The sequence below is a fragment of the Pseudomonas sp. DL genome (genome assembly GCF_047199225.1).
GTDB lineage: Bacteria > Pseudomonadota > Gammaproteobacteria > Pseudomonadales > Pseudomonadaceae > Pseudomonas > Pseudomonas aeruginosa.
The window spans coordinates 901954-918604 of sequence record NZ_CP178323.1 but is presented as its reverse complement, the minus strand read 5'-3'; the positions used below and the strand labels follow the sequence as shown (position 1 = coordinate 918604).

Annotated in this window: 17 protein-coding genes; 12 read left to right on the top strand and 5 right to left on the bottom strand. The window is 68.8% G+C overall.

Annotated elements, in window-relative coordinates:
• Positions 1-56: 56 nt before the first annotated feature.
• Positions 57-1022: a PDR/VanB family oxidoreductase gene (locus tag ACI766_RS04280; RefSeq protein WP_023104654.1), complete on the top strand. Its 966-nt coding sequence runs from the start codon at positions 57-59 to the stop codon at positions 1020-1022.
• Between the two features lie 28 nt (positions 1023-1050).
• Positions 1051-2163 carry a Rieske 2Fe-2S domain-containing protein gene (locus tag ACI766_RS04275; RefSeq protein WP_003119104.1) on the top strand — a complete coding sequence of 371 codons (1113 nt, stop codon included), beginning with the start codon at positions 1051-1053 and terminating at the stop codon, positions 2161-2163.
• A 9-nt stretch (positions 2164-2172) separates the two neighbouring features.
• Here ACI766_RS04275 and ACI766_RS04270 read toward each other — a convergent pair whose 3' ends face one another.
• Positions 2173-2589 carry a PaaI family thioesterase gene (locus ACI766_RS04270; protein WP_019371452.1) on the bottom strand — a complete coding sequence of 139 codons (417 nt, stop codon included), beginning with the start codon at positions 2587-2589 and terminating at the stop codon, positions 2173-2175.
• A 47-nt stretch (positions 2590-2636) separates the two neighbouring features.
• Positions 2637-3596, bottom strand: coding sequence for a helix-turn-helix domain-containing protein (locus tag ACI766_RS04265; protein WP_003093398.1), 960 nt, complete (start codon positions 3594-3596; stop codon positions 2637-2639).
• A gap of 318 nt (positions 3597-3914) precedes the next feature.
• On the opposite strand from ACI766_RS04265, the gene ACI766_RS04260 reads away from it, so the two are divergent.
• The 6 genes from ACI766_RS04260 to ACI766_RS04235 all read left to right on the top strand — a co-directional run bounded on the left by ACI766_RS04260 (position 3915) and on the right by ACI766_RS04235 (position 10796).
• The gene (locus tag ACI766_RS04260) at positions 3915-4448 is read left to right on the top strand and encodes a 2,4'-dihydroxyacetophenone dioxygenase family protein (protein WP_003113028.1); all 534 of its coding nucleotides are present in this window, start codon (positions 3915-3917) and stop codon (positions 4446-4448) included.
• Positions 4449-4518: 70 nt separating this feature from the next.
• Positions 4519-5778 carry an MFS transporter gene (locus ACI766_RS04255; RefSeq protein ID WP_003113027.1) on the top strand — a complete coding sequence of 420 codons (1260 nt, stop codon included), beginning with the start codon at positions 4519-4521 and terminating at the stop codon, positions 5776-5778.
• Positions 5775-6833, top strand: a complete 1059-nt coding sequence (locus ACI766_RS04250; RefSeq protein WP_003118211.1) for a 2,3-butanediol dehydrogenase — start codon at positions 5775-5777, stop codon at positions 6831-6833. Before ACI766_RS04255 ends, ACI766_RS04250 begins: the two co-directional genes overlap by 4 nt.
• Before the next feature lie 14 nt (positions 6834-6847).
• Positions 6848-7573 carry an SDR family NAD(P)-dependent oxidoreductase gene (locus ACI766_RS04245; protein WP_003093405.1) on the top strand — a complete coding sequence of 242 codons (726 nt, stop codon included), beginning with the start codon at positions 6848-6850 and terminating at the stop codon, positions 7571-7573.
• An 84-nt stretch (positions 7574-7657) separates the two neighbouring features.
• Entirely contained in the window at positions 7658-8962 is a 1305-nt protein-coding gene (locus tag ACI766_RS04240; RefSeq protein WP_003093407.1) for a carbohydrate porin, read from the top strand.
• 154 nt (positions 8963-9116) lie between these two features.
• Positions 9117-10796, top strand: a complete 1680-nt coding sequence (locus ACI766_RS04235) for a GMC family oxidoreductase (protein WP_003113025.1) — start codon at positions 9117-9119, stop codon at positions 10794-10796.
• Here the strand turns inward: ACI766_RS04235 and ACI766_RS04230 are convergent, their stop codons facing one another.
• Complete coding sequence (locus ACI766_RS04230) at positions 10797-11057, bottom strand: DUF2790 domain-containing protein (RefSeq protein WP_003113024.1); 261 nt, start codon at positions 11055-11057, stop codon at positions 10797-10799.
• Between the two features lie 356 nt (positions 11058-11413).
• On the opposite strand from ACI766_RS04230, the gene bfmR reads away from it, so the two are divergent.
• The 4 genes from bfmR to ACI766_RS04210 all read left to right on the top strand — a co-directional run bounded on the left by bfmR (position 11414) and on the right by ACI766_RS04210 (position 14755).
• The gene (gene bfmR, locus ACI766_RS04225) at positions 11414-12154 is read left to right on the top strand and encodes a two-component system response regulator BfmR (protein WP_003113023.1); all 741 of its coding nucleotides are present in this window, start codon (positions 11414-11416) and stop codon (positions 12152-12154) included.
• On the top strand, positions 12151-13455 hold the full coding sequence (locus tag ACI766_RS04220) for a sensor histidine kinase (RefSeq protein ID WP_003113022.1): 1305 nt from the start codon (positions 12151-12153) through the stop codon (positions 13453-13455). Before bfmR ends, ACI766_RS04220 begins: the two co-directional genes overlap by 4 nt.
• Positions 13456-13584: 129 nt before the next feature.
• Positions 13585-14214, top strand: a complete 630-nt coding sequence (locus ACI766_RS04215) for a ferric reductase-like transmembrane domain-containing protein (protein WP_023085925.1) — start codon at positions 13585-13587, stop codon at positions 14212-14214.
• A 31-nt stretch (positions 14215-14245) separates the two neighbouring features.
• Complete coding sequence (locus ACI766_RS04210) at positions 14246-14755, top strand: DoxX family protein (RefSeq protein ID WP_003113020.1); 510 nt, start codon at positions 14246-14248, stop codon at positions 14753-14755.
• Between the two features lie 252 nt (positions 14756-15007).
• Here the strand turns inward: ACI766_RS04210 and ACI766_RS04205 are convergent, their stop codons facing one another.
• Both ACI766_RS04205 and ACI766_RS04200 read right to left on the bottom strand, forming a co-directional pair.
• A complete protein-coding gene (locus ACI766_RS04205) occupies positions 15008-15763 on the bottom strand; it encodes a DUF2063 domain-containing protein (protein ID WP_003118207.1) in 756 nt (251 codons plus the stop codon).
• On the bottom strand, positions 15756-16586 hold the full coding sequence (locus ACI766_RS04200) for a DUF692 domain-containing protein (protein ID WP_003118206.1): 831 nt from the start codon (positions 16584-16586) through the stop codon (positions 15756-15758). Before ACI766_RS04200 ends, ACI766_RS04205 begins: the two co-directional genes overlap by 8 nt.
• Positions 16587-16651: the final 65 nt, after the last annotated feature.

Below are 16651 nucleotides of genomic sequence, written 5' to 3'. Positions count from 1 at the left end.
GCCGGCACTGGAGGAGCGCTAGCCTCGCTGCATGTCTGCCGAAGGAACCCCCGACAATGAGCGCATCGCCTTCCTCCCGCCTGCACCTGCAGGTCACCGATTTCCGCGCTGTTGCGCGCGACGTGGTGCTGGTCGAGCTGGCCGCCATGGACGGCACCGAACTGCCGGCCTTCACCCCCGGCGCGCATCTGGAGCTTCACCTGGGCAACGGCCTGATCCGCCACTACTCCCTGCTCAACGACTGCCGCGAACGCCAGCGCTACCAACTGGCGATAGGCCTTGGCGACGACAGCCGTGGCGGCGCCCGCTTCATCCACCGCCAACTGCGCACGGGCGACCGCCTGCACGCGGCGGCACCGCGCAACCACTTCATGCTGCGCGAAGACGCCGCGCGCTACTGTTTCGTCGCTGGCGGCATCGGCATCACCCCGATTCTCTCGATGGTTCGCTGGTGCCAGGCGCAGGGCAAGGACTGGCGCCTACTGTATGCGGTCCGCGAACGCCAGCGCGCAGCCTTCCTCACCGAACTGATGACGCTCGGTGGCGAACGGACGCGGCTGCATTGCAGCGACGAAGGCGACCCACTCGACAGTACCGCGCTGATCGCCGGCCTAGGTGCCGACGAAGAACTCTATTGCTGCGGACCCGACGGGTTGATGCAGGCCATCCGCGACGCCGGGAGCGACTGCGCGGAACGCCTGCACTTCGAACGCTTCGACGCTCCAGTAACGCCGGCGTCCTCGTCCGGCGGCACCGACGCCTTCCGCCTGGAGTTGCGCCGCAGCGCCCTGAGCCTGCGCGTCGAAAGCCACCAGAGCATCCTCGAAGTCCTCGAGGAACAGGGCCTGGAGCCTCCCTACGCCTGCCGCGCCGGGATATGCAGGACCTGCGAGACACGCGTCTGCGCCGGCGAGCCGGAGCACTTCGACCATGTGCTTTCCGACACCGAGCGGGCCAGCGGGGAAACCTTGCTGATCTGCGTATCACGCTGCCGCGGCAACTACCTGGAACTCGATCTCTGACCCCGAAGAACAACCACGGAGACGCCTCATGAGCCTGCCCAACGCCAATCTCATCGCCAGTTCACGCAAGGCCGCCGCGCAAATGGCCACGCGCGATACGTCGTTCATCTTCAACGAGTGGTACGTCGCCGCCTTCGCCGAGGAGGTCGGCCGCGAACTGCTCGCGCGCACTCTGCTCGGCAAGCGCGTGGTGCTCTATCGCACCCTCGCCGGCCAGGCGGTAGCCCTGGAAGATCGCTGCGCGCATCGCTCCTTCCCGCTATCGCGCAGTCGCCTGGAGGGGGACGGGATCGTCTGCGGCTATCACGGTTTCCGCTACGACAGCCAGGGCGAGTTGATCGAGACACCGTCGCAGAAAGCCTGTCCGCGCGGCGTCGGCATCCGTCACTACCCGCTTCTGGAGCGCGGCCCGCTGGTCTGGATTTGGCTCGGCGACCCGCGACTGGCCGACCCGAAGCGACTGCCGCAGCGGCCCTGGCTGGAGGATCCGGGCTGGGCCTGCTCCAAGGGCTACTTCCTACACCCGGGCAACTACGTGAGCATGCACGAGAACCTGATGGACCTGACCCATCTCACCTACCTCCACGCCAATACCATCGGCACCCCGGATTACGCCGGGGCGCCCTATGAGCTGGACCTGAAGGAAGGCCACTACCGGCTGGTACGGCACGTGCTGCCGACCACCCTGTCGCCGGTCTGGGGCCGCACCACCGGCCTCGACGGCTGTCCCACGGCGGCGCGCATCACCACCTCGGAGTTTCTCTCGCCAGGCCTGCACCAGGTCAGCGCGACCTTCTACGACACAGCCCTGCCCGCCGAGCGGCGACCGGAATTCCACATCCGCACGGCGCACATCCTCACCCCGGAGACCCACGGCAGCATGCACTACTTCATCGTCCACGGACGCGATTTCGCCCAGGACGACGAGACCGTCGGCGCTTTCATGCACGAGCAACTGTTCGCCGCCTTCGTCGAGGACGTGGAAGGCCTCGGCGCGCTGGAAAAGGTACTCGCGGAGGCCGATGAGGATAGCTACGAGATCTCCGTCGCCAGCGACGCGCCGGCGGTGGCCACCCGCACCTACCTCAAGCGCCGCGCCGATGAGGAAGCGCGCCAGCGCGCGGCGCACCGGGTGGCCTGAGCGCCGCCCTCAGCGGCGGTGCGCCGGCGGGATCGAGTAGGTGCCGACCACATGGGCGACCGGTTCCGCGTCGCCTTCGGAGAACAGCGAGACCTCGCCCATCGCCAGGGTCTTGCCGACCTTCATCAGGCGGCACTCGGCGACCACCCGGCGGTCCGCCGCGGGACGCCGCAGGAAGTTGATGGTCAGGCTGGTGGTCACCGCCAGCGGGACGATGCCGATCTCGCCCAGTACCGCCACGTACAGCGCGACATCGGCGATGGCCATCAGGGTCGGCCCGGAGACCGTGCCGCCGGGGCGCAGGTCGCTGGCGTCGACCGCCTGCCAGACCGTGGCGCTACGCTCGCTGACGGCTTCGACCACGACCCGGGTCTGGGGAAATTCGCGCTGGATGAAACGGGCGATCTGCTCTTTCTTGTCGGTCACGGAACGGGTCCTTGGCAGTAGGAGGAGGAAAGGTACGGTAGTCGGGTCTAGCGGCCACGCGCCTCGCTCGGCGTCATCCCGTAGCGCGCCTTGAAGGCCCGGGCGAAATGCGCCTGGCTGGAGAAGCCGTGGCGATAGGCGACCTCGGCGACATCCAGGCGCCGGCCCTGGGGCGAAGCGAGCAACTGGCGGGCCCGCTCCAGGCGCCGCTCCTGCAGGTAGCGCCCGGGCGAGCTGCCTTCCTGGGCGAACAGCCGCGCCAGGTGCCGGCTGGAGACGCCAGTGGCGGCGGCCACCCGCTCGCAGCTCAGGGCGGGTTCGTCGAGATGCTGCTGGATGTACTGCTTGGCCGCCAGCAGGTAGGACGCGCCCAGGGCGCTGGCACGGTGCTCGCCGGCATGGTCGCTGATGATGCTCGCCAGCAGGTCGTAGGCTTCCTCCTGGTAGCGCTCGGCATCCTCGCCATGGGGGCTGTCGAGGAAATCCCGGGTACGCTCGCCGAGGGTCCGCACCAGCAGGCGCTGCACCGGGCTTTCCGCGCCGATCTTCAGCGGTCCCTTGAAGTCGCGCAGGCAGCGCTCGGCGAAATCGTCCTGGGGAATGTCGAAGATGAACTGCCGCATCGGTCCGGAAAAACCGAACAGGTAGGGCTTGTCGGTCCGGTAGATCACCAGCTCGCCCGGTTGCAGGAGGTTGCAGCCGTTGTCCTGGTAGAAGAACGACTGGCTGCCCTGCACCAGGGAGACGAAGATCGACTCCTTGGGCACTGCGCGGATCATCGAGCGGTCGCGCTCCACCACGTGCTCGTTGCCGCCGATGCGGGCCAGCCGCAGGCGTTCGAGGCAGAGGTTGTCCTGGGTCGCGGCGAAGCCGGCCTGGGAATACGACGAACATTTCAGGCCAACCAGGATGGAAGCGTTGTAGTCCTCCCAGAACGCCAGCCGCTGCTCCAGGGGAATGTCCTGGGTGCTGGCCCGCCGGGTTTCGAGCAAGGCATGTGCGGGCATTTTTATTCTTCTCGTCGAACGCTGCGTGGACCTCCCGGACCTCAGGCAAGGCCTCCGGGGCCAGGCGCCGGGCCGCTCCGCCGACCTGTCGCGGTCGGTCGGCGAGGCGCCTGGCACCCCGTCATTAACATCTGAATCCTTTCCTCCGTCAATCGCCCTCCAGCCGGCTCCGACGCTGGGCAGGCCAGCTTGGCGGCGCGTCGCGGGTCGCGCCAGGCCATGTCCGAAAAGCGCAAGTTTCCTGGCCGCCAGGGTCAAACCCGAAGGCCCGCCCATGGCTAGAGTCGGCCCGACGATAACAACGACAGAGGCCGCCCCATGCCCGAACTCGCCACCCGTGAATTCTGGAAAGACCTGCAACCGATTCCCGACTGCTTCAAGCCGGACGCCAAGCCCGAGGTCTACCTGCGCAACGCGCCGACCGAGGACGAGCGCCTCTACGTGCCCTTCACCGAGACCGTGAAGTCGCGCCCGCTGTGGATCTCGCCAAGCGAAAACCGCTGGTGCGACATCCTGATGGCGACGAGCGCCGGCCTGGTCAACCGCCACTACCACCCGCACGAGGTGTTCGCCTACACCATCAGCGGCAAGTGGGGCTACCTGGAACACGACTGGACCGCCACCGCCGGCGACTTCGTCTACGAGACGCCCGGCGAGGGCCACACCCTGGTGGCCTACGAGCACGAGCAGCCGATGCGTGCATTCTTCATCGTCAAGGGACCGCTGGTCTGGCTCGACGAGAAGGGCAACGCGGACGGCATCTTCGACGTCCACGACTACATCGCGATGTGCCGTGAGCACTACGACAAGATCGGCGTCGGCGCCGCCTACATCGACTCCCTGTTCCGCTGACCCCGGGCGCGCGCCGCCCTGGCGGACGCGCGCCTCCCCGCCGGCCGGCCCGCCCGGCCTGGAGACCGACATGGCGCATAACAACAATTCCGCCAGTTACGAAAACGTCCTGCTCTGCGTGCTGTTCCTGACCTTCGGCTTCGTCTTCTTCGACCGCCTGGCGCTGTCCTTCCTGTTTCCCTTCATGGAACAGGAGCTGCAACTGAGCAACAGCCACCTGGGCATGCTCTCCTCGGTGCTGGCCCTGGCCTGGGCGGTATCCGGCGCGCTGGTCGGCGCCTGGTCCGACCGCCGCGGGCAGCGCAAGCCGCTGCTGATCGTGGCGGTGATCCTGTTCTCGCTGTGCTCGGCGCTGTCCGGGCTGGTCGGCGGCTTCCTCAGCCTGCTGCTATTCCGCGGCATCATGGGCCTGGCCGAGGGGCCGATCCTGCCGCTCTCGCAATCGCTGATGGTCGAGGCCTCCTCGCCGCATCGCCGCGGCCTCAACATGGGCCTGCTACAGGGCTCGGCGGCCGGCCTGCTCGGCGCGGTGATCGGCCCGCCGCTGCTGGTGGCCCTGGCCGAAGCCCTCGGCTGGCGTCACGCCTTCATCGTCTCGTTGCTGCCGGGTCTGCTGATCGCCTGGTTGATCTGGCGCCATGTGCGTCCCGACCCGCCCCGCGCGCAGCGCCCGGCGCCGCGCGCAGAAGAAGCGAAAGGCAAGCGCCTGGCACTGCTGAAGAGCCGCAACATCCTGCTCTGCACCCTGATCAGTTGCGTATTCGTCACCTGGTTCATCGTGCTGATTTCCTTTACCCCGACCTTCCTGGTCAACGCCCGCGGCTTCAGCCCGGCGACCATGGGCAGGCTGATGAGCTGCCTGGGCGTCGCCTGGGTGGTCTGGGGCTTCGCCGTACCGGCGATATCCGATCGCATCGGCCGTCGACCGACCCTGGTGGCGTTCTCCCTGCTCGCCGCGTGTTGCCCGCTGGCGCTGCTCTATGCGCCGAACGCGACCAGCCTCGGCCTGCTGTTGCTGCTGACCTACACCGGGCTCGGCTGCTTCACCCTGTTCATGGCGACCATCCCGGCGGAGACCGTCTCGCGCGGCGTCATCGCCACCGCCCTCGGCCTGATCATGGGCCTCGGCGAACTGGTCGGCGGTTTCCTCGCGCCGACCGTGGCCGGCTTCGCCGCCGACCGCTTCGGCCTGTCCATCGTCATGTGGATGTCCTGCGGCGGCGCCCTGCTCGCCGCGTTCCTCTCGCTGTTCCTGCGCGAAACCGCGCCCGCCGTGCTGGCGCGCCAGCGCAGCGCGCCTACCTCCGTCCTGCAAGGAAACCAACCATGAAAGCACTGCGCTGGCACGCTGCCCGCGACCTCCGCCTGAGCGAACTGGAACGCCAGGCGCCGCGGCCCGGCGAAGTCGAACTGGAAGTCGCCTACTGCGGCATCTGCGGCAGCGACCTGCACGAATACCAGAGCGGCCCGCACTCGATTCCCCAGGCCGAGGCGCACCCGCTGTCCGGTTGCCGCGCGCCGCTGACCCTCGGCCATGAGTTCTGCGGCGTGGTCGCCGCGCTCGGCCCTGGCGTGGAGGGACTGCGCATCGGCGACCGCGTCGCGGTGGAGCCGGAATACCGCTGCGGCGAATGCCGCTACTGCCGGGAAGGCCGCTACAACCTCTGCGAGTCGATGGGCTTCATCGGCCTGATGGGCGACGGCGGCTTCGCCGAGCGCGCGCGGGTGCCGGCCTACATGCTGCACCGCCTGCCGGACGCGGTGGGCTTCCGCCAGGCCGCCGTGCTCGAACCGGCCGCCGTGGCCCTGCACGCGCTGCGCCGCAGCAGCCTGGCGCCGGGCCAGCGCTGCGCGGTGTTCGGGCTCGGCCCGATCGGCCTGCTGCTGGTGATGCTCGCCCGCCTGCGCGGAATCGAGGACATCGTCGCGATCGACGTCAGTCCCGAGCGCCTCGCCCTGGCCGGGGAGTTCGGCGCCAGCCGGGCGCTCGACGCCCGCGACGGCGACACGGCGGCGCGCCTGCGCGAGGGCGGCGCGCTCGACTGCGCCTTCGAGGCCGCCGGCAGCCAGGCCAGCCTCGACGCCGCCCTGGCCAGCCTGCGCAAGGGTGGCGAGCTGGTGCTGGTGAGCCTGATGGGCGAGGTCCGGCTGGACGCCTTCGACCTGGTCAACCGCGAACTGCGCCTGCTCGGCAGCGTCGGCTACCGCGACGCCTACCCGGAGCTGATCGCCCTGCTCGCCGACGGCCGCCTCGACCTGGCCCGCGCAGTGACCCGCAGCGTGCCCCTGGAGCAGGCCGTCGAGCACGGTTTCGAGGCCCTGCTGCGCGACAAGTCGCAGGTCAAGGTGCTGGTCAATCCCAACCCGGCCCTGGCCGACGCCTGAAGGAACGATCGCCGATGGTTTTCCAACACGATATCTACGCCGGCCAGCAGGTGCTGGTCACTGGCGGCAGCTCCGGCATCGGCGCGGCCATCGCCATGCAGTTCGCCGAACTCGGCGCCGAAGTCGTCGCCCTCGGCCTGGACGCCGACGGCGTGCACGCACCGCGTCATCCGCGGATTCGCCGGGAAGAACTGGACATCACCGACAGCCAGCGCCTGCAACGGCTGTTCGAAGCGCTGCCGCGCCTGGATGTGCTGGTGAACAACGCCGGCATCAGCCGCGACCGCGAGGAATACGACCTGGCTACCTTCGAACGGGTGCTGCGCCTCAACCTGAGCGCCGCCATGCTCGCCAGCCAACTGGCCCGGCCGCTGCTGGCGCAGCGCGGCGGCAGCATCCTCAACATCGCCTCGATGTACAGCACCTTCGGTTCCGCCGACCGCCCGGCCTACAGCGCCAGCAAGGGCGCCATCGTCCAGCTCACCCGTTCCCTGGCCTGCGAGTATGCCGCCGAGCGCATCCGGGTCAACGCCATCGCCCCCGGCTGGATCGACACGCCGCTGGGCGCCGGGCTCAAGGCCGACGTCGAGGCCACCCGCCGGATCATGCAGCGCACGCCGCTGGCGCGCTGGGGCGAGGCGCCCGAGGTGGCCAGCGCCGCGGCCTTCCTCTGCGGTCCCGGCGCCAGCTTCGTCACCGGCGCCGTGCTGGCGGTGGACGGCGGCTATCTCTGCGCCTGAGCCGCCTTCGCTCCGGATGCACCTGTCCGCTTGGGGCGGACAGCGATTCGCACGACAGAACAACAACAAGACGAGTGCCTTGCCATGAAAACCCTCCGCACCTTGCCGGCGCTGCTCTGCGCCGGTTTCCTCGGTCTCTCCGCGCAGGCCGCCGAAGACAGCCGCAGCGGCCCGCTGGCCGGGTTCGGCGAACGACTCCAGCGCCACGGCGTGAAGACCCACGCGCAGTTCTGGAGCCTGTCGCTGAAGAACCTCGACACCGGCCCGCGCCAGCACAGCTTCGGCAACAGCGGCGACCTGTTCCTCGGCGCCGACCTCGACCTCGCCACCCTCGCCGGCCTGGACGGCGCCTCGCTGCACATCGAGGAAACCCTGTTCATCCTCGACCGCGGCACCGGTCAGCCCACCGGGCCGAGCTGGCAGGGCGCGGTGGGCAGCTACTTCGGCGGCGCGCCGCTGCACAACGACATCGGCGCCAACCAGCTGAGCCTGCTCACCTGGCAGCAGCAGTGGCTGGGCGGACGCCTCGACAGCCATCTCGGACGGACCAATGCGCGGCGCTATTTCCTGATCTACAACTGCGAGACCGTGGTCACCTGCAACGACCCGATCATCGACGCCTCCACCGGCATCCTGCCGCCGCCCTACGGCGCCTGGGGCGGCTACCTGAAGTACCGGGCGACCCCGACCCTGTACCTGCACGCCGGGGCCTTCGAGTCCAACCCGGTGGATTACCTGAAGAAGCGCCATGGCCTCGATTTCGGCACCGACGACGCCAGCGGCACCAGCCTGCTGCTGGGGATCGGCGACAAGCGCGAGGAAAGCCTCGATCCCTACCGCTCGCACTATGAACTCAACGCCTACCTGAACACCGCCAACCAGGTCGACCCGCTCACCGGCGCCAGCGACCACGGCAGCGCCGGCGGCTTCTTCAAGTTCCAGCAGCTGTTCTGGCGCGCCGACGGCGGCCGCCTCGATTCGCCGAGGGCGCTGGGGCTGTTCGGCTCGCTGTCGGTATCGGCCGACGACAAGCAGCCGTTCCGTCATTTCGCCGAGCTGGGCCTGACCTACCATGCGCCCTTCGACCGCACGCGGGACAAGCTCAACCTCAAGGCCAGCTACCTGCGCCTGAACGATCACCAGCTGGAGTTCCAGCGCCAGGCGCGGATCGCCGCTGGCGGCGATGCGAAACTCGGCCAGCGCGACGTGTACGCCCTGGAAACCAATGCGCACATCGCACTGACCCCGCACATCGCGCTGGAGCCGTCGGTGCAGTACATCTTCAACCCGGACAACTACTACAACCCCGGCGCTCGCGAACTGAGCGGAGACGGTTTCGTCGTCGGCCTGCAACTGATGGTCGACATGGGCTCGCTGCTGGGGCTTTAGCGCGCCGCCTGGCAGCCTCGGTCAACCCCGCCGGCAGGCTGGGACAAGCGGCCGGGCGCGCTTCCCCGTCCAATGGAGTAGCGTCGCGCCCATGGGCGCGGGGCGAAAAAGAACGCCGGGCGAGGCCCGGCAGCACACCCAGAAAGGTGCCGACATGACTTCCACTGCCCGCCGCTCGTTCGACTACATCGTGGTCGGCGCCGGCTCCGCCGGTTGCGTCCTGGCCAACCGTCTTTCCGCCGATCCCGCCGTCTCGGTCTGCCTGGTCGAGGCCGGCCCCAGCGACCGCACGCCGCTCCCCGCCGCCTACATCCGCACGCCGGCCGGGATCATCCGCCTGATCGCCAACCCGAAGTGGAACTGGATGCATCGCTTCGCCGCCCAGCCCGGCACCGCCAACCAGCCGATCGCCTGCCCGCGCGGCAAGGTCTGGGGCGGCTCCAGCGCGATCAACGGGATGATCTACATCCGCGGCGACCGCCACGACTACGACCGCTGGGCATCCCTCGGCAACCGTGGCTGGAGCTACGACGAGCTGCTGCCGTACTTTCGCCGCTCGGAACATTTCGAGCCGGGCGAATCGCCCTGGCACGGGCGCGGCGGCGAATTGAACGTCGCCGCGCAGCGCAGCCCGGGCCCGATCAACCAGGTGTTCTTCCAGGCCGCCGAGGAAATGGGCTGGCCGTACAACGCCGACTTCAACGGCGAGCGCCAGGAAGGCATCGGCCCGTTCCACGTCACCCAGGTCAACGGCGAACGCTGTAGCGCGGCGCGCGCCTTCCTGCACCCGGCCCTGGCGCGGCCCAACCTCACCGTGCTCAGCTCGGCGCTGACCCTGCGCGTGCTGCTGGAAGGTACCCGCGCCACCGGCGTGGAGATCAGCCAGGCTGGCGCGGTCGTGCAATTGCAGGCACGCCGCGAAGTGATCCTCAGCGCCGGCTCGATCAACTCGCCGCAGCTCCTGTTGCTCTCCGGCATCGGCCCGGCGGCGGAACTGGCGCGCCACGGCATCGTCCAGCGCCATGAGTTGCCTGGGGTCGGCGAGAACCTGCAGGACCACCAGGACATCGTGCTGATGTACCGCACCGAGGCCAAGCTCGGCTACGGCCTGGGCTTCTCGCCGAAGGGCTGGCTGCCGCTGCTGCGCTCGCCCTGGCAGTACCTGTTCGGCCGGCGCGGGGCGCTGACCTCGAACACCGTCGAGTCCGGTGGCTTCCTCCGCCTCGACCCGCAGGCAGAGACCCCGGAGCTGGGTCTGATCGTCGCCCCCGCGCTGAAGAACCAGCCGCAGCGCCTGGTCCCCTTCGGCCACGGGGTCAGCCTGCACGTCGCGGTGATGCACCCGCAGAGCCGCGGGCGGGTCCGCCTGAACTCGCCAGACCCGCACGACCGGCCGCTGATCGAAGCCAACTTCCTCAGCCACCCTGCCGACCTCGATACCCTGGTCCAGGGTTTCCAACTGGTCCGCAAACTGGCCGCCAGCCGCAGCTTCGCCCGTCACCTCAAGGGCGAGCTGGTACCGGGCCCGCAGGTTTCCAGCCGCGGCCAGATCGAGGCCTGGATCCGCGCCAACCTGGGCACCGTGTTCCATCCGGTGGGCACCTGCAAGATGGGCCACGACCAGCTCGCGGTGGTCGACGACCAGTTGCGCGTGCACGGCCTGCAAGGCCTGCGGGTGGCCGATGCGTCGATCATGCCGACGCTGATCACCGGCAATACCAACGCCCCGGCGATCATGATCGGCGAGAAGGCCGCCGACCTGATCCTCGGCAAGCCGGCGCCCCATGCACCGCCCGCGCGACAACCGGCCGTGCAGGCTCTGGCCGGCGCCTGACTAGCCGCCCTGGCTGCAGGCGCTGGCGTACTTGCGGTAGGCCAGCGAATGCAGCTTGCCGGCGGAGTCTAGGTAGTCCATCCGTGCATCGACGATCTCGCAGGTGGTCGACGCCTGTTCCTGGGTCGCCACCACCTTGTGCACATCCAGCGGCATGCCGTAGCGGTAGCTTTCGGTCGGTACCGGTGCGGCGGCCTGGGCGGCGAACGCGGGAAGCGCAAGCGCGGCGAGCAGGGTGGTGGCGAGCAGGGTGCGAGTCATGGGGGATCTCCTGGCGGCAGGACCGCGTCGGTGGAAGGCGACATGCCTTCGTCGAGGCCTATTCCAGGCCGCGGAGTTGTCCCGGATGTGTCGCTGGAATGCCCGATTCGTCAGCCGCTGTATCGCCGCTGCCGGCCGATACATGGCCGTACATTCGCCGCCCCGCTCCCGCCGGACGAATCGCGCCCGGCGCCATCCGTCGTCTCCCCCGTTCGCGACAGCGACAACCGGGCTTTTTTGCACGCCCCGGTATTCGCCCCGGCTCCGGATACAGTGCAATACAAACCCCGGCAGGCAAGCGCCGCGGGCGCGGATACACTGCTTGCAAGCACACCAACCGCCACGGGAGCCAGGCAATGGAGCATGTCGATCACATCCTGATCGTCGACGATGACCGCGAGATTCGCGAGCTGGTAGGCAACTACCTGAAGAAGAACGGCCTGCGCACCACCATCGTCGCCGATGGCCGGCAGATGCGCGCGTTCCTCGAAGCCAACACGGTGGACCTGATCGTCCTCGACATCATGATGCCCGGCGACGACGGCCTGCTGCTCTGCCGCGAGCTGCGCGTCGGCAAGCACAAGGCCACGCCGGTGCTGATGCTCACCGCGCGCAACGACGAGACCGACCGCATCATCGGCCTGGAGATGGGCGCCGACGACTACCTGACCAAGCCCTTCTCCGCCCGCGAACTGCTTGCCCGGATCAACGCCGTGCTGCGGCGTACGCGGATGCTGCCGCCGAACCTCACCGTGAGCGAGAGCAGCCGGCTGATCGGCTTCGGCCAGTGGCAACTGGACACCAGCGCCCGCCACCTGCTCGACGACGCCGGCACCGTGGTCGCCCTCAGCGGCGCCGAGTACCGCCTGCTGCGGGTGTTCCTCGATCATCCGCAACGGGTACTCAGTCGCGACCAGTTGCTCAACCTGACCCAGGGCCGCGAGGCGGACATCTTCGACCGTTCCATCGACCTGCTGGTCAGCCGCCTGCGCCAACGCCTCGGCGACGACGCCCGCGAACCGGAGTACATCAAGACCGTGCGCAGCGAGGGCTATGTGTTCTCGCTGCCGGTGCGACTGGTCGAGGCCCATCCATGAAGCTCGCCGTGCCGCGCCCGCGCAGCCTCGCCGCGCGCCTGGCGCTGATCCTCTTCGCCGGGCTGGTGCTGGCCTACGGGCTGTCCTTCGCCTCGCAGTTCTACGAGCGCTACCAGACCGCGAAGCACATGATGCTCGACAGCCTCGAACAGGACGTGGCGATCTCGGTAGCCATGCTCGACCGCCTGACGCCCGCCGAGCGCGAGGCCTGGCTGCCGCGCCTGGAACGACGCACCTACCGCTATCGCCTCGACGCCGGCGAGCCCGGCCAGCCGCTGGCGCTGGCCGACGCGCCGGTTGCCGCGCACTCCATCGAACGCGCCCTCGACGGTCAATACCCGCTGACCCTGCGCACGGTGGCCGACAGCCGTCCGCACTTCCAGGTCCTCCTGCGCCTGCGCGACGGCAGCCCGCTGACCATCGACGTCACGCCGGCCCCGGTGCCGCTGTCCGGCTGGCTGCCGCTGGTACTGCTGGTGCAGTTGCTCCTGCTGCTGCTCTGCACCGGCCTCGCGGTGCGCACCGCCATCGGTCCGCTGACCCGGCTGGTGAAGGCCGTGGAACATCTCGATCCGAATCGTCCGGCACAGCCTCTCGCGGAAACCGGCCCACGCGAAGTGGCGCATGCGGCGGCGGCCTTCAATGCCATGCAGGCGCGCATCGCCGACTACCTCAAGGAGCGCATGCAGTTGCTCGCGGCGATTTCCCACGACCTGCAGACGCCGATCACGCGGATGAAGCTGCGCGTCGAGTTCATGGACGCCTCCAGCGACAGGGACAAGCTGTGGAACGATCTCGAAGAGATGCAGCACCTGGTCCGCGAAGGCGTGGCCTATGCCCGCAGCATGCACGGCAGCACCGAAACCAGTTGCCGGGTGGACCTCGACGCCTTCCTCGACAGCCTGGTCTTCGACTACCAGGACAGCGGCAAGCAGGTACAACTCGACGGCCGTACCGGCGCGGTGATCGACACCCGTCCGCACGCCCTGCGCCGGGTGCTGGTGAACCTGGTCGACAATGCGCTGAAGTTCGCCGGCGCCGCGCGCCTGGAAGTGGAACGCCGTACCGATGGCGGCACGCGAATCCAGGTGCTGGACAATGGCCCGGGGATTCCCGCCGAGGAACTCGACGAGGTGCTCAAGCCCTTCTACCGGGTGGAAAACTCGCGCAATCGCGACACCGGTGGCACCGGCCTCGGCCTGGCCATCGCGCAGCAGCTGAGCCTGGCCCTCGGCGGCCGCCTGACCCTGGCCAACCGCGCCGGCGGCGGGCTTTGCGCGCGCATCGAGCTGGACCCCTGAGGCGCCCGTACAGAGCGATACATAACCGCCCTCGGCGGACACACTGCGGATAAACCCGCTTGCAACACTCCTGGCCACGGGAAGCGGCGGCACATCGCCGAGCCGCTCCCGGCAACCAGGAGCCCCACCATGACCGTCCCAACCTCTCAATCCGCCTGGCACGGCTGGCGACTGTTCGCCGTCCTCGCCGTCGCCGTGCTGTGCATGACCGCCCTCGTCCTGGCTCTCCAGGCGCAACCGGTGGAGGGCCTGCGCACCGCCATCCGCGCCACCGCGCGCAGTTCCTTCGCGCTGTTCCTCGCCGCTTTCCTCGCGTCCTCGCTGGCGACCCTGGTGCCCGGCCCGGGGACCCGCGCGCTGCTCCGTGAAAGGCGCTACCTGGGCCTGGCCTTCGCCTTCTCCCACGCAGTACACGCCTTGCTGATCCTGGCCTACTGGAAGCTGTTCCCCGAGACATTCTGGAGCGGCCGCTCGGTCGCGGCGAACATCCCCGGCTCGATCGGCTACCTGTTCATCCTGCTGCTCACCCTCACCTCCTTCCGCACCCCGGCCCGACTGCTCGGCCCACGCGCCTGGAAAGCCCTGCACTCGACCGGCACCTGGGTGCTGGCGGGCATCTTCTGCCTGTCGTTCTTCAAACGCATCCCCATGGGCGGCTGGTACGTACTGGCGTTCGCCACGATCTTCTCCGCCATCGTCCTCAAGCTCACCGCCAAGCTCGCCGTGCGCTTGCGTCGTCGCGACGTACAGCCGGCCTGACCCATCCACCGCCCTCAACGAGACATCGATCATGCAAGCATCCGACCTGCGCGCCTGGCGCCGACCCTTCGCCCTGCTCGACCGCTGCGGCGGCTGGAGCGCCGACCTGTCCCTGCGACTGTTCCTGGCCTGGGAGTTCTTCGAGTCCGGTTGGGAAAAGTGGAACGGCGAGAACTGGTTCGGCGATATCCAGTCGGCTTTCCCCTTTCCCTTCGACCGCCTGCCCGCCGCCTTCAACTGGGAACTGTCGCTGTGGGCCGAACTGCTCGGCGCGCTGTTCCTCCTGCTCGGCCTCGGTACCCGCCTGACCGCCCTGGTGCTGATCGTCGTCACCCTGGTGGCGACCGCCGCCGTACACTGGCCGGCGGAGTGGTCGAGCCTGGCGGAACTGGCCCGCGGCTACTCGATCACCGACCACGGCTTCGGCAATTTCAAGCTCCCGGCGATCTACCTGGCGGCGCTGCTGCCGCTGCTGTTGGCGGGGGCGGGGAAGCTGAGCCTGGACCACTGGCTCGGGCGGCGCCTGGGCCTGTCCCGCTAGGATTCGGCCAGCCACGGAAAAACCCCGGAACGCGATCGCCTCCGGGGGTTTTCACAGCAAGCCAGAACCATCCCACCCACCGCGTAGGGCGAATAGCGCCAACGGCGCTATTCGCCGATACACCGGACCCACCCCGGCGGATAACCGCAAGCGGTTATCCGCCCTACACCAAGACCGTCCCACCCACCACGTAGGGCGGATAGCGCCAAAGGCGCTATCCGCCGATGCATCGACTCCACAAGGGCTGCGTCGTCATCCGCCCGCCCAATCGCGTTCCAGGGTTCCGAGCACGACACCCTGGGTCCGCAACGCTGCCAGCAACTCCAGCCCCGCCGCGTCGAGCGCTCCGGGCGCACTCCGCGCCTCGAGCGCCAGCGCCGCCAGGTGCTCGCGCCCGCTCAGGCGCCGTCTCGCCAGCGACTCCAGCAGGCGGTAGGCCAGCGGAGTCAGGCGCGCGGTATGCACGCGATGCGAGGAATCGCGGTGCATCAACAGCAGGGTCGGTTCCGCAGGCGCTTCGGCGAGCGCGACGTCCTCTTCGAGCCGATGCACCGGCCAGCGATAGCCCAGCGGCAGCGCCAGGCTCGACAGCAGCGGCACCCCGTCGAGCAGGTCGCCTTCACGCCGATACGGCGGATCGTCGGGCTCGGCCAGGTAGAGGCGCGTTTCGCTCCATTCGAAGTGGGCCAACTCGGCTTGCCACGCCGGCCGATACTCGCCCCGCTGCCGCAGGTAGTCGACGAAGACCCCGGCGATACGGGTGAACAGGGGGGTATGGCTTCTCTCCTCGCGATAGAACTCGCGCACCAGGCCATGCCACTGCTGCTCGCCAAGCAGCCCGCGCAAGCGCGGGAAGCCGCTGGCAAGGAGGCCTTCGATGGCGTTGTAGAACAGCTCGCGGTAGACCCGCAGGCGACGTTCTTCGATGTCCGGCGGCGGCGCATTGCCAAGCGGGTCGCGCAGGTGCCGGGCGAGGCTGAACTGCTGTTGGCGCAGGCGCTCATCCATGACGGCGTCCCTCGTCGCGTTGCCATTGGCGGATCTGCTCCACTTCCAGCAGCAGTTCGCCCAGCGGCGGATAGTTGAAGTCCCGCTCGAGCAGGGTCGGGCGCACGCCGAAGCGACGATAGGCGGCTCCAAGCAAGGCCCAGACGCCGGGCTTCACGGCGGCACCATGGGTGTCGATCTTCAGGTCCGGCGCCTCGTCGTAGTGCCCCGCCACATGGTAGGCGGCGACCCGCCCGGGCGGCAGCCGGGCGAGGAAGTCGAGGGCGTCGTAGCCGTGGTTGCAGGCGTTGACGAACAGGTTGTTGACGTCCAGCAACAGGTCGCAGTCGGCCTCGTCGAGTACCGCGTTGACGAACTCGATCTCGCTCATCTCCCGGTACGGCGCTGCATAGTAGGAAATGTTCTCCACCGCGATGCGCCGCTCCAGGCGTTCCTGCGCCTCGCGGATGCGCGCCGCGACGTGACGCACCGCGGCCTCGGTGAACGGCAGCGGCAACAGATCATAGAGATGGCCATCGTCGGAACAGTAACTGAGGTGCTCGCTGTACAACGCGACCCGGTGGCGGACGAGGAAGCGTCGGGTCTGCTCGATGAAGGCGGCATCCAGCGGTGTGGAGCCGCCGAGGGACAGCGAGAGACCGTGGCAGGTCAGTGGAAAGCGCTCCACCAGGCGCTCCAGGTCGGCACCGAAGGCACCGCCGACGCCGATCCAGTTGTCCGGCGCGCATTCGAGGAAGTCCACCGCGCCGGGCGCCATCGCCAGCAGTTGCGGAAGCAGGCCGCGCCTCAGGCCGAGGCCGGCGGCGTTGTCGATCAGGGTCATGGGATCGCTCCGGAAACGGCGACGCCCCCGCTTTCCCAGGGGAAAGAGAGGGCGCCGCCAGGGTG

What these genes read in the sequence shown, in the direction of transcription:
- ACI766_RS04235 (WP_003113025.1), top strand. Translation starts at nt 9,117, where the DNA reads ATGACTTCCACTGCCCGCCGCTCGTTCGACTACATCGTGGTCGGCGCC.
- ACI766_RS04230 (WP_003113024.1), bottom strand. Translation starts at nt 11,057, where the DNA reads ATGACTCGCACCCTGCTCGCCACCACCCTGCTCGCCGCGCTTGCGCTT.
- ACI766_RS04265 (WP_003093398.1), bottom strand. Translation starts at nt 3,596, where the DNA reads ATGCCCGCACATGCCTTGCTCGAAACCCGGCGGGCCAGCACCCAGGAC.
- ACI766_RS04210 (WP_003113020.1), top strand. Translation starts at nt 14,246, where the DNA reads ATGCAAGCATCCGACCTGCGCGCCTGGCGCCGACCCTTCGCCCTGCTC.
- ACI766_RS04245 (WP_003093405.1), top strand. Translation starts at nt 6,848, where the DNA reads ATGGTTTTCCAACACGATATCTACGCCGGCCAGCAGGTGCTGGTCACT.
- ACI766_RS04250 (WP_003118211.1), top strand. Translation starts at nt 5,775, where the DNA reads ATGAAAGCACTGCGCTGGCACGCTGCCCGCGACCTCCGCCTGAGCGAA.
- ACI766_RS04260 (WP_003113028.1), top strand. Translation starts at nt 3,915, where the DNA reads ATGCCCGAACTCGCCACCCGTGAATTCTGGAAAGACCTGCAACCGATT.
- ACI766_RS04280 (WP_023104654.1), top strand. Translation starts at nt 57, where the DNA reads ATGAGCGCATCGCCTTCCTCCCGCCTGCACCTGCAGGTCACCGATTTC.
- ACI766_RS04215 (WP_023085925.1), top strand. Translation starts at nt 13,585, where the DNA reads ATGACCGTCCCAACCTCTCAATCCGCCTGGCACGGCTGGCGACTGTTC.
- ACI766_RS04275 (WP_003119104.1), top strand. Translation starts at nt 1,051, where the DNA reads ATGAGCCTGCCCAACGCCAATCTCATCGCCAGTTCACGCAAGGCCGCC.
- ACI766_RS04255 (WP_003113027.1), top strand. Translation starts at nt 4,519, where the DNA reads ATGGCGCATAACAACAATTCCGCCAGTTACGAAAACGTCCTGCTCTGC.
- ACI766_RS04200 (WP_003118206.1), bottom strand. Translation starts at nt 16,586, where the DNA reads ATGACCCTGATCGACAACGCCGCCGGCCTCGGCCTGAGGCGCGGCCTG.
- ACI766_RS04220 (WP_003113022.1), top strand. Translation starts at nt 12,151, where the DNA reads ATGAAGCTCGCCGTGCCGCGCCCGCGCAGCCTCGCCGCGCGCCTGGCG.
- ACI766_RS04205 (WP_003118207.1), bottom strand. Translation starts at nt 15,763, where the DNA reads ATGGATGAGCGCCTGCGCCAACAGCAGTTCAGCCTCGCCCGGCACCTG.
- bfmR (WP_003113023.1), top strand. Translation starts at nt 11,414, where the DNA reads ATGGAGCATGTCGATCACATCCTGATCGTCGACGATGACCGCGAGATT.
- ACI766_RS04240 (WP_003093407.1), top strand. Translation starts at nt 7,658, where the DNA reads ATGAAAACCCTCCGCACCTTGCCGGCGCTGCTCTGCGCCGGTTTCCTC.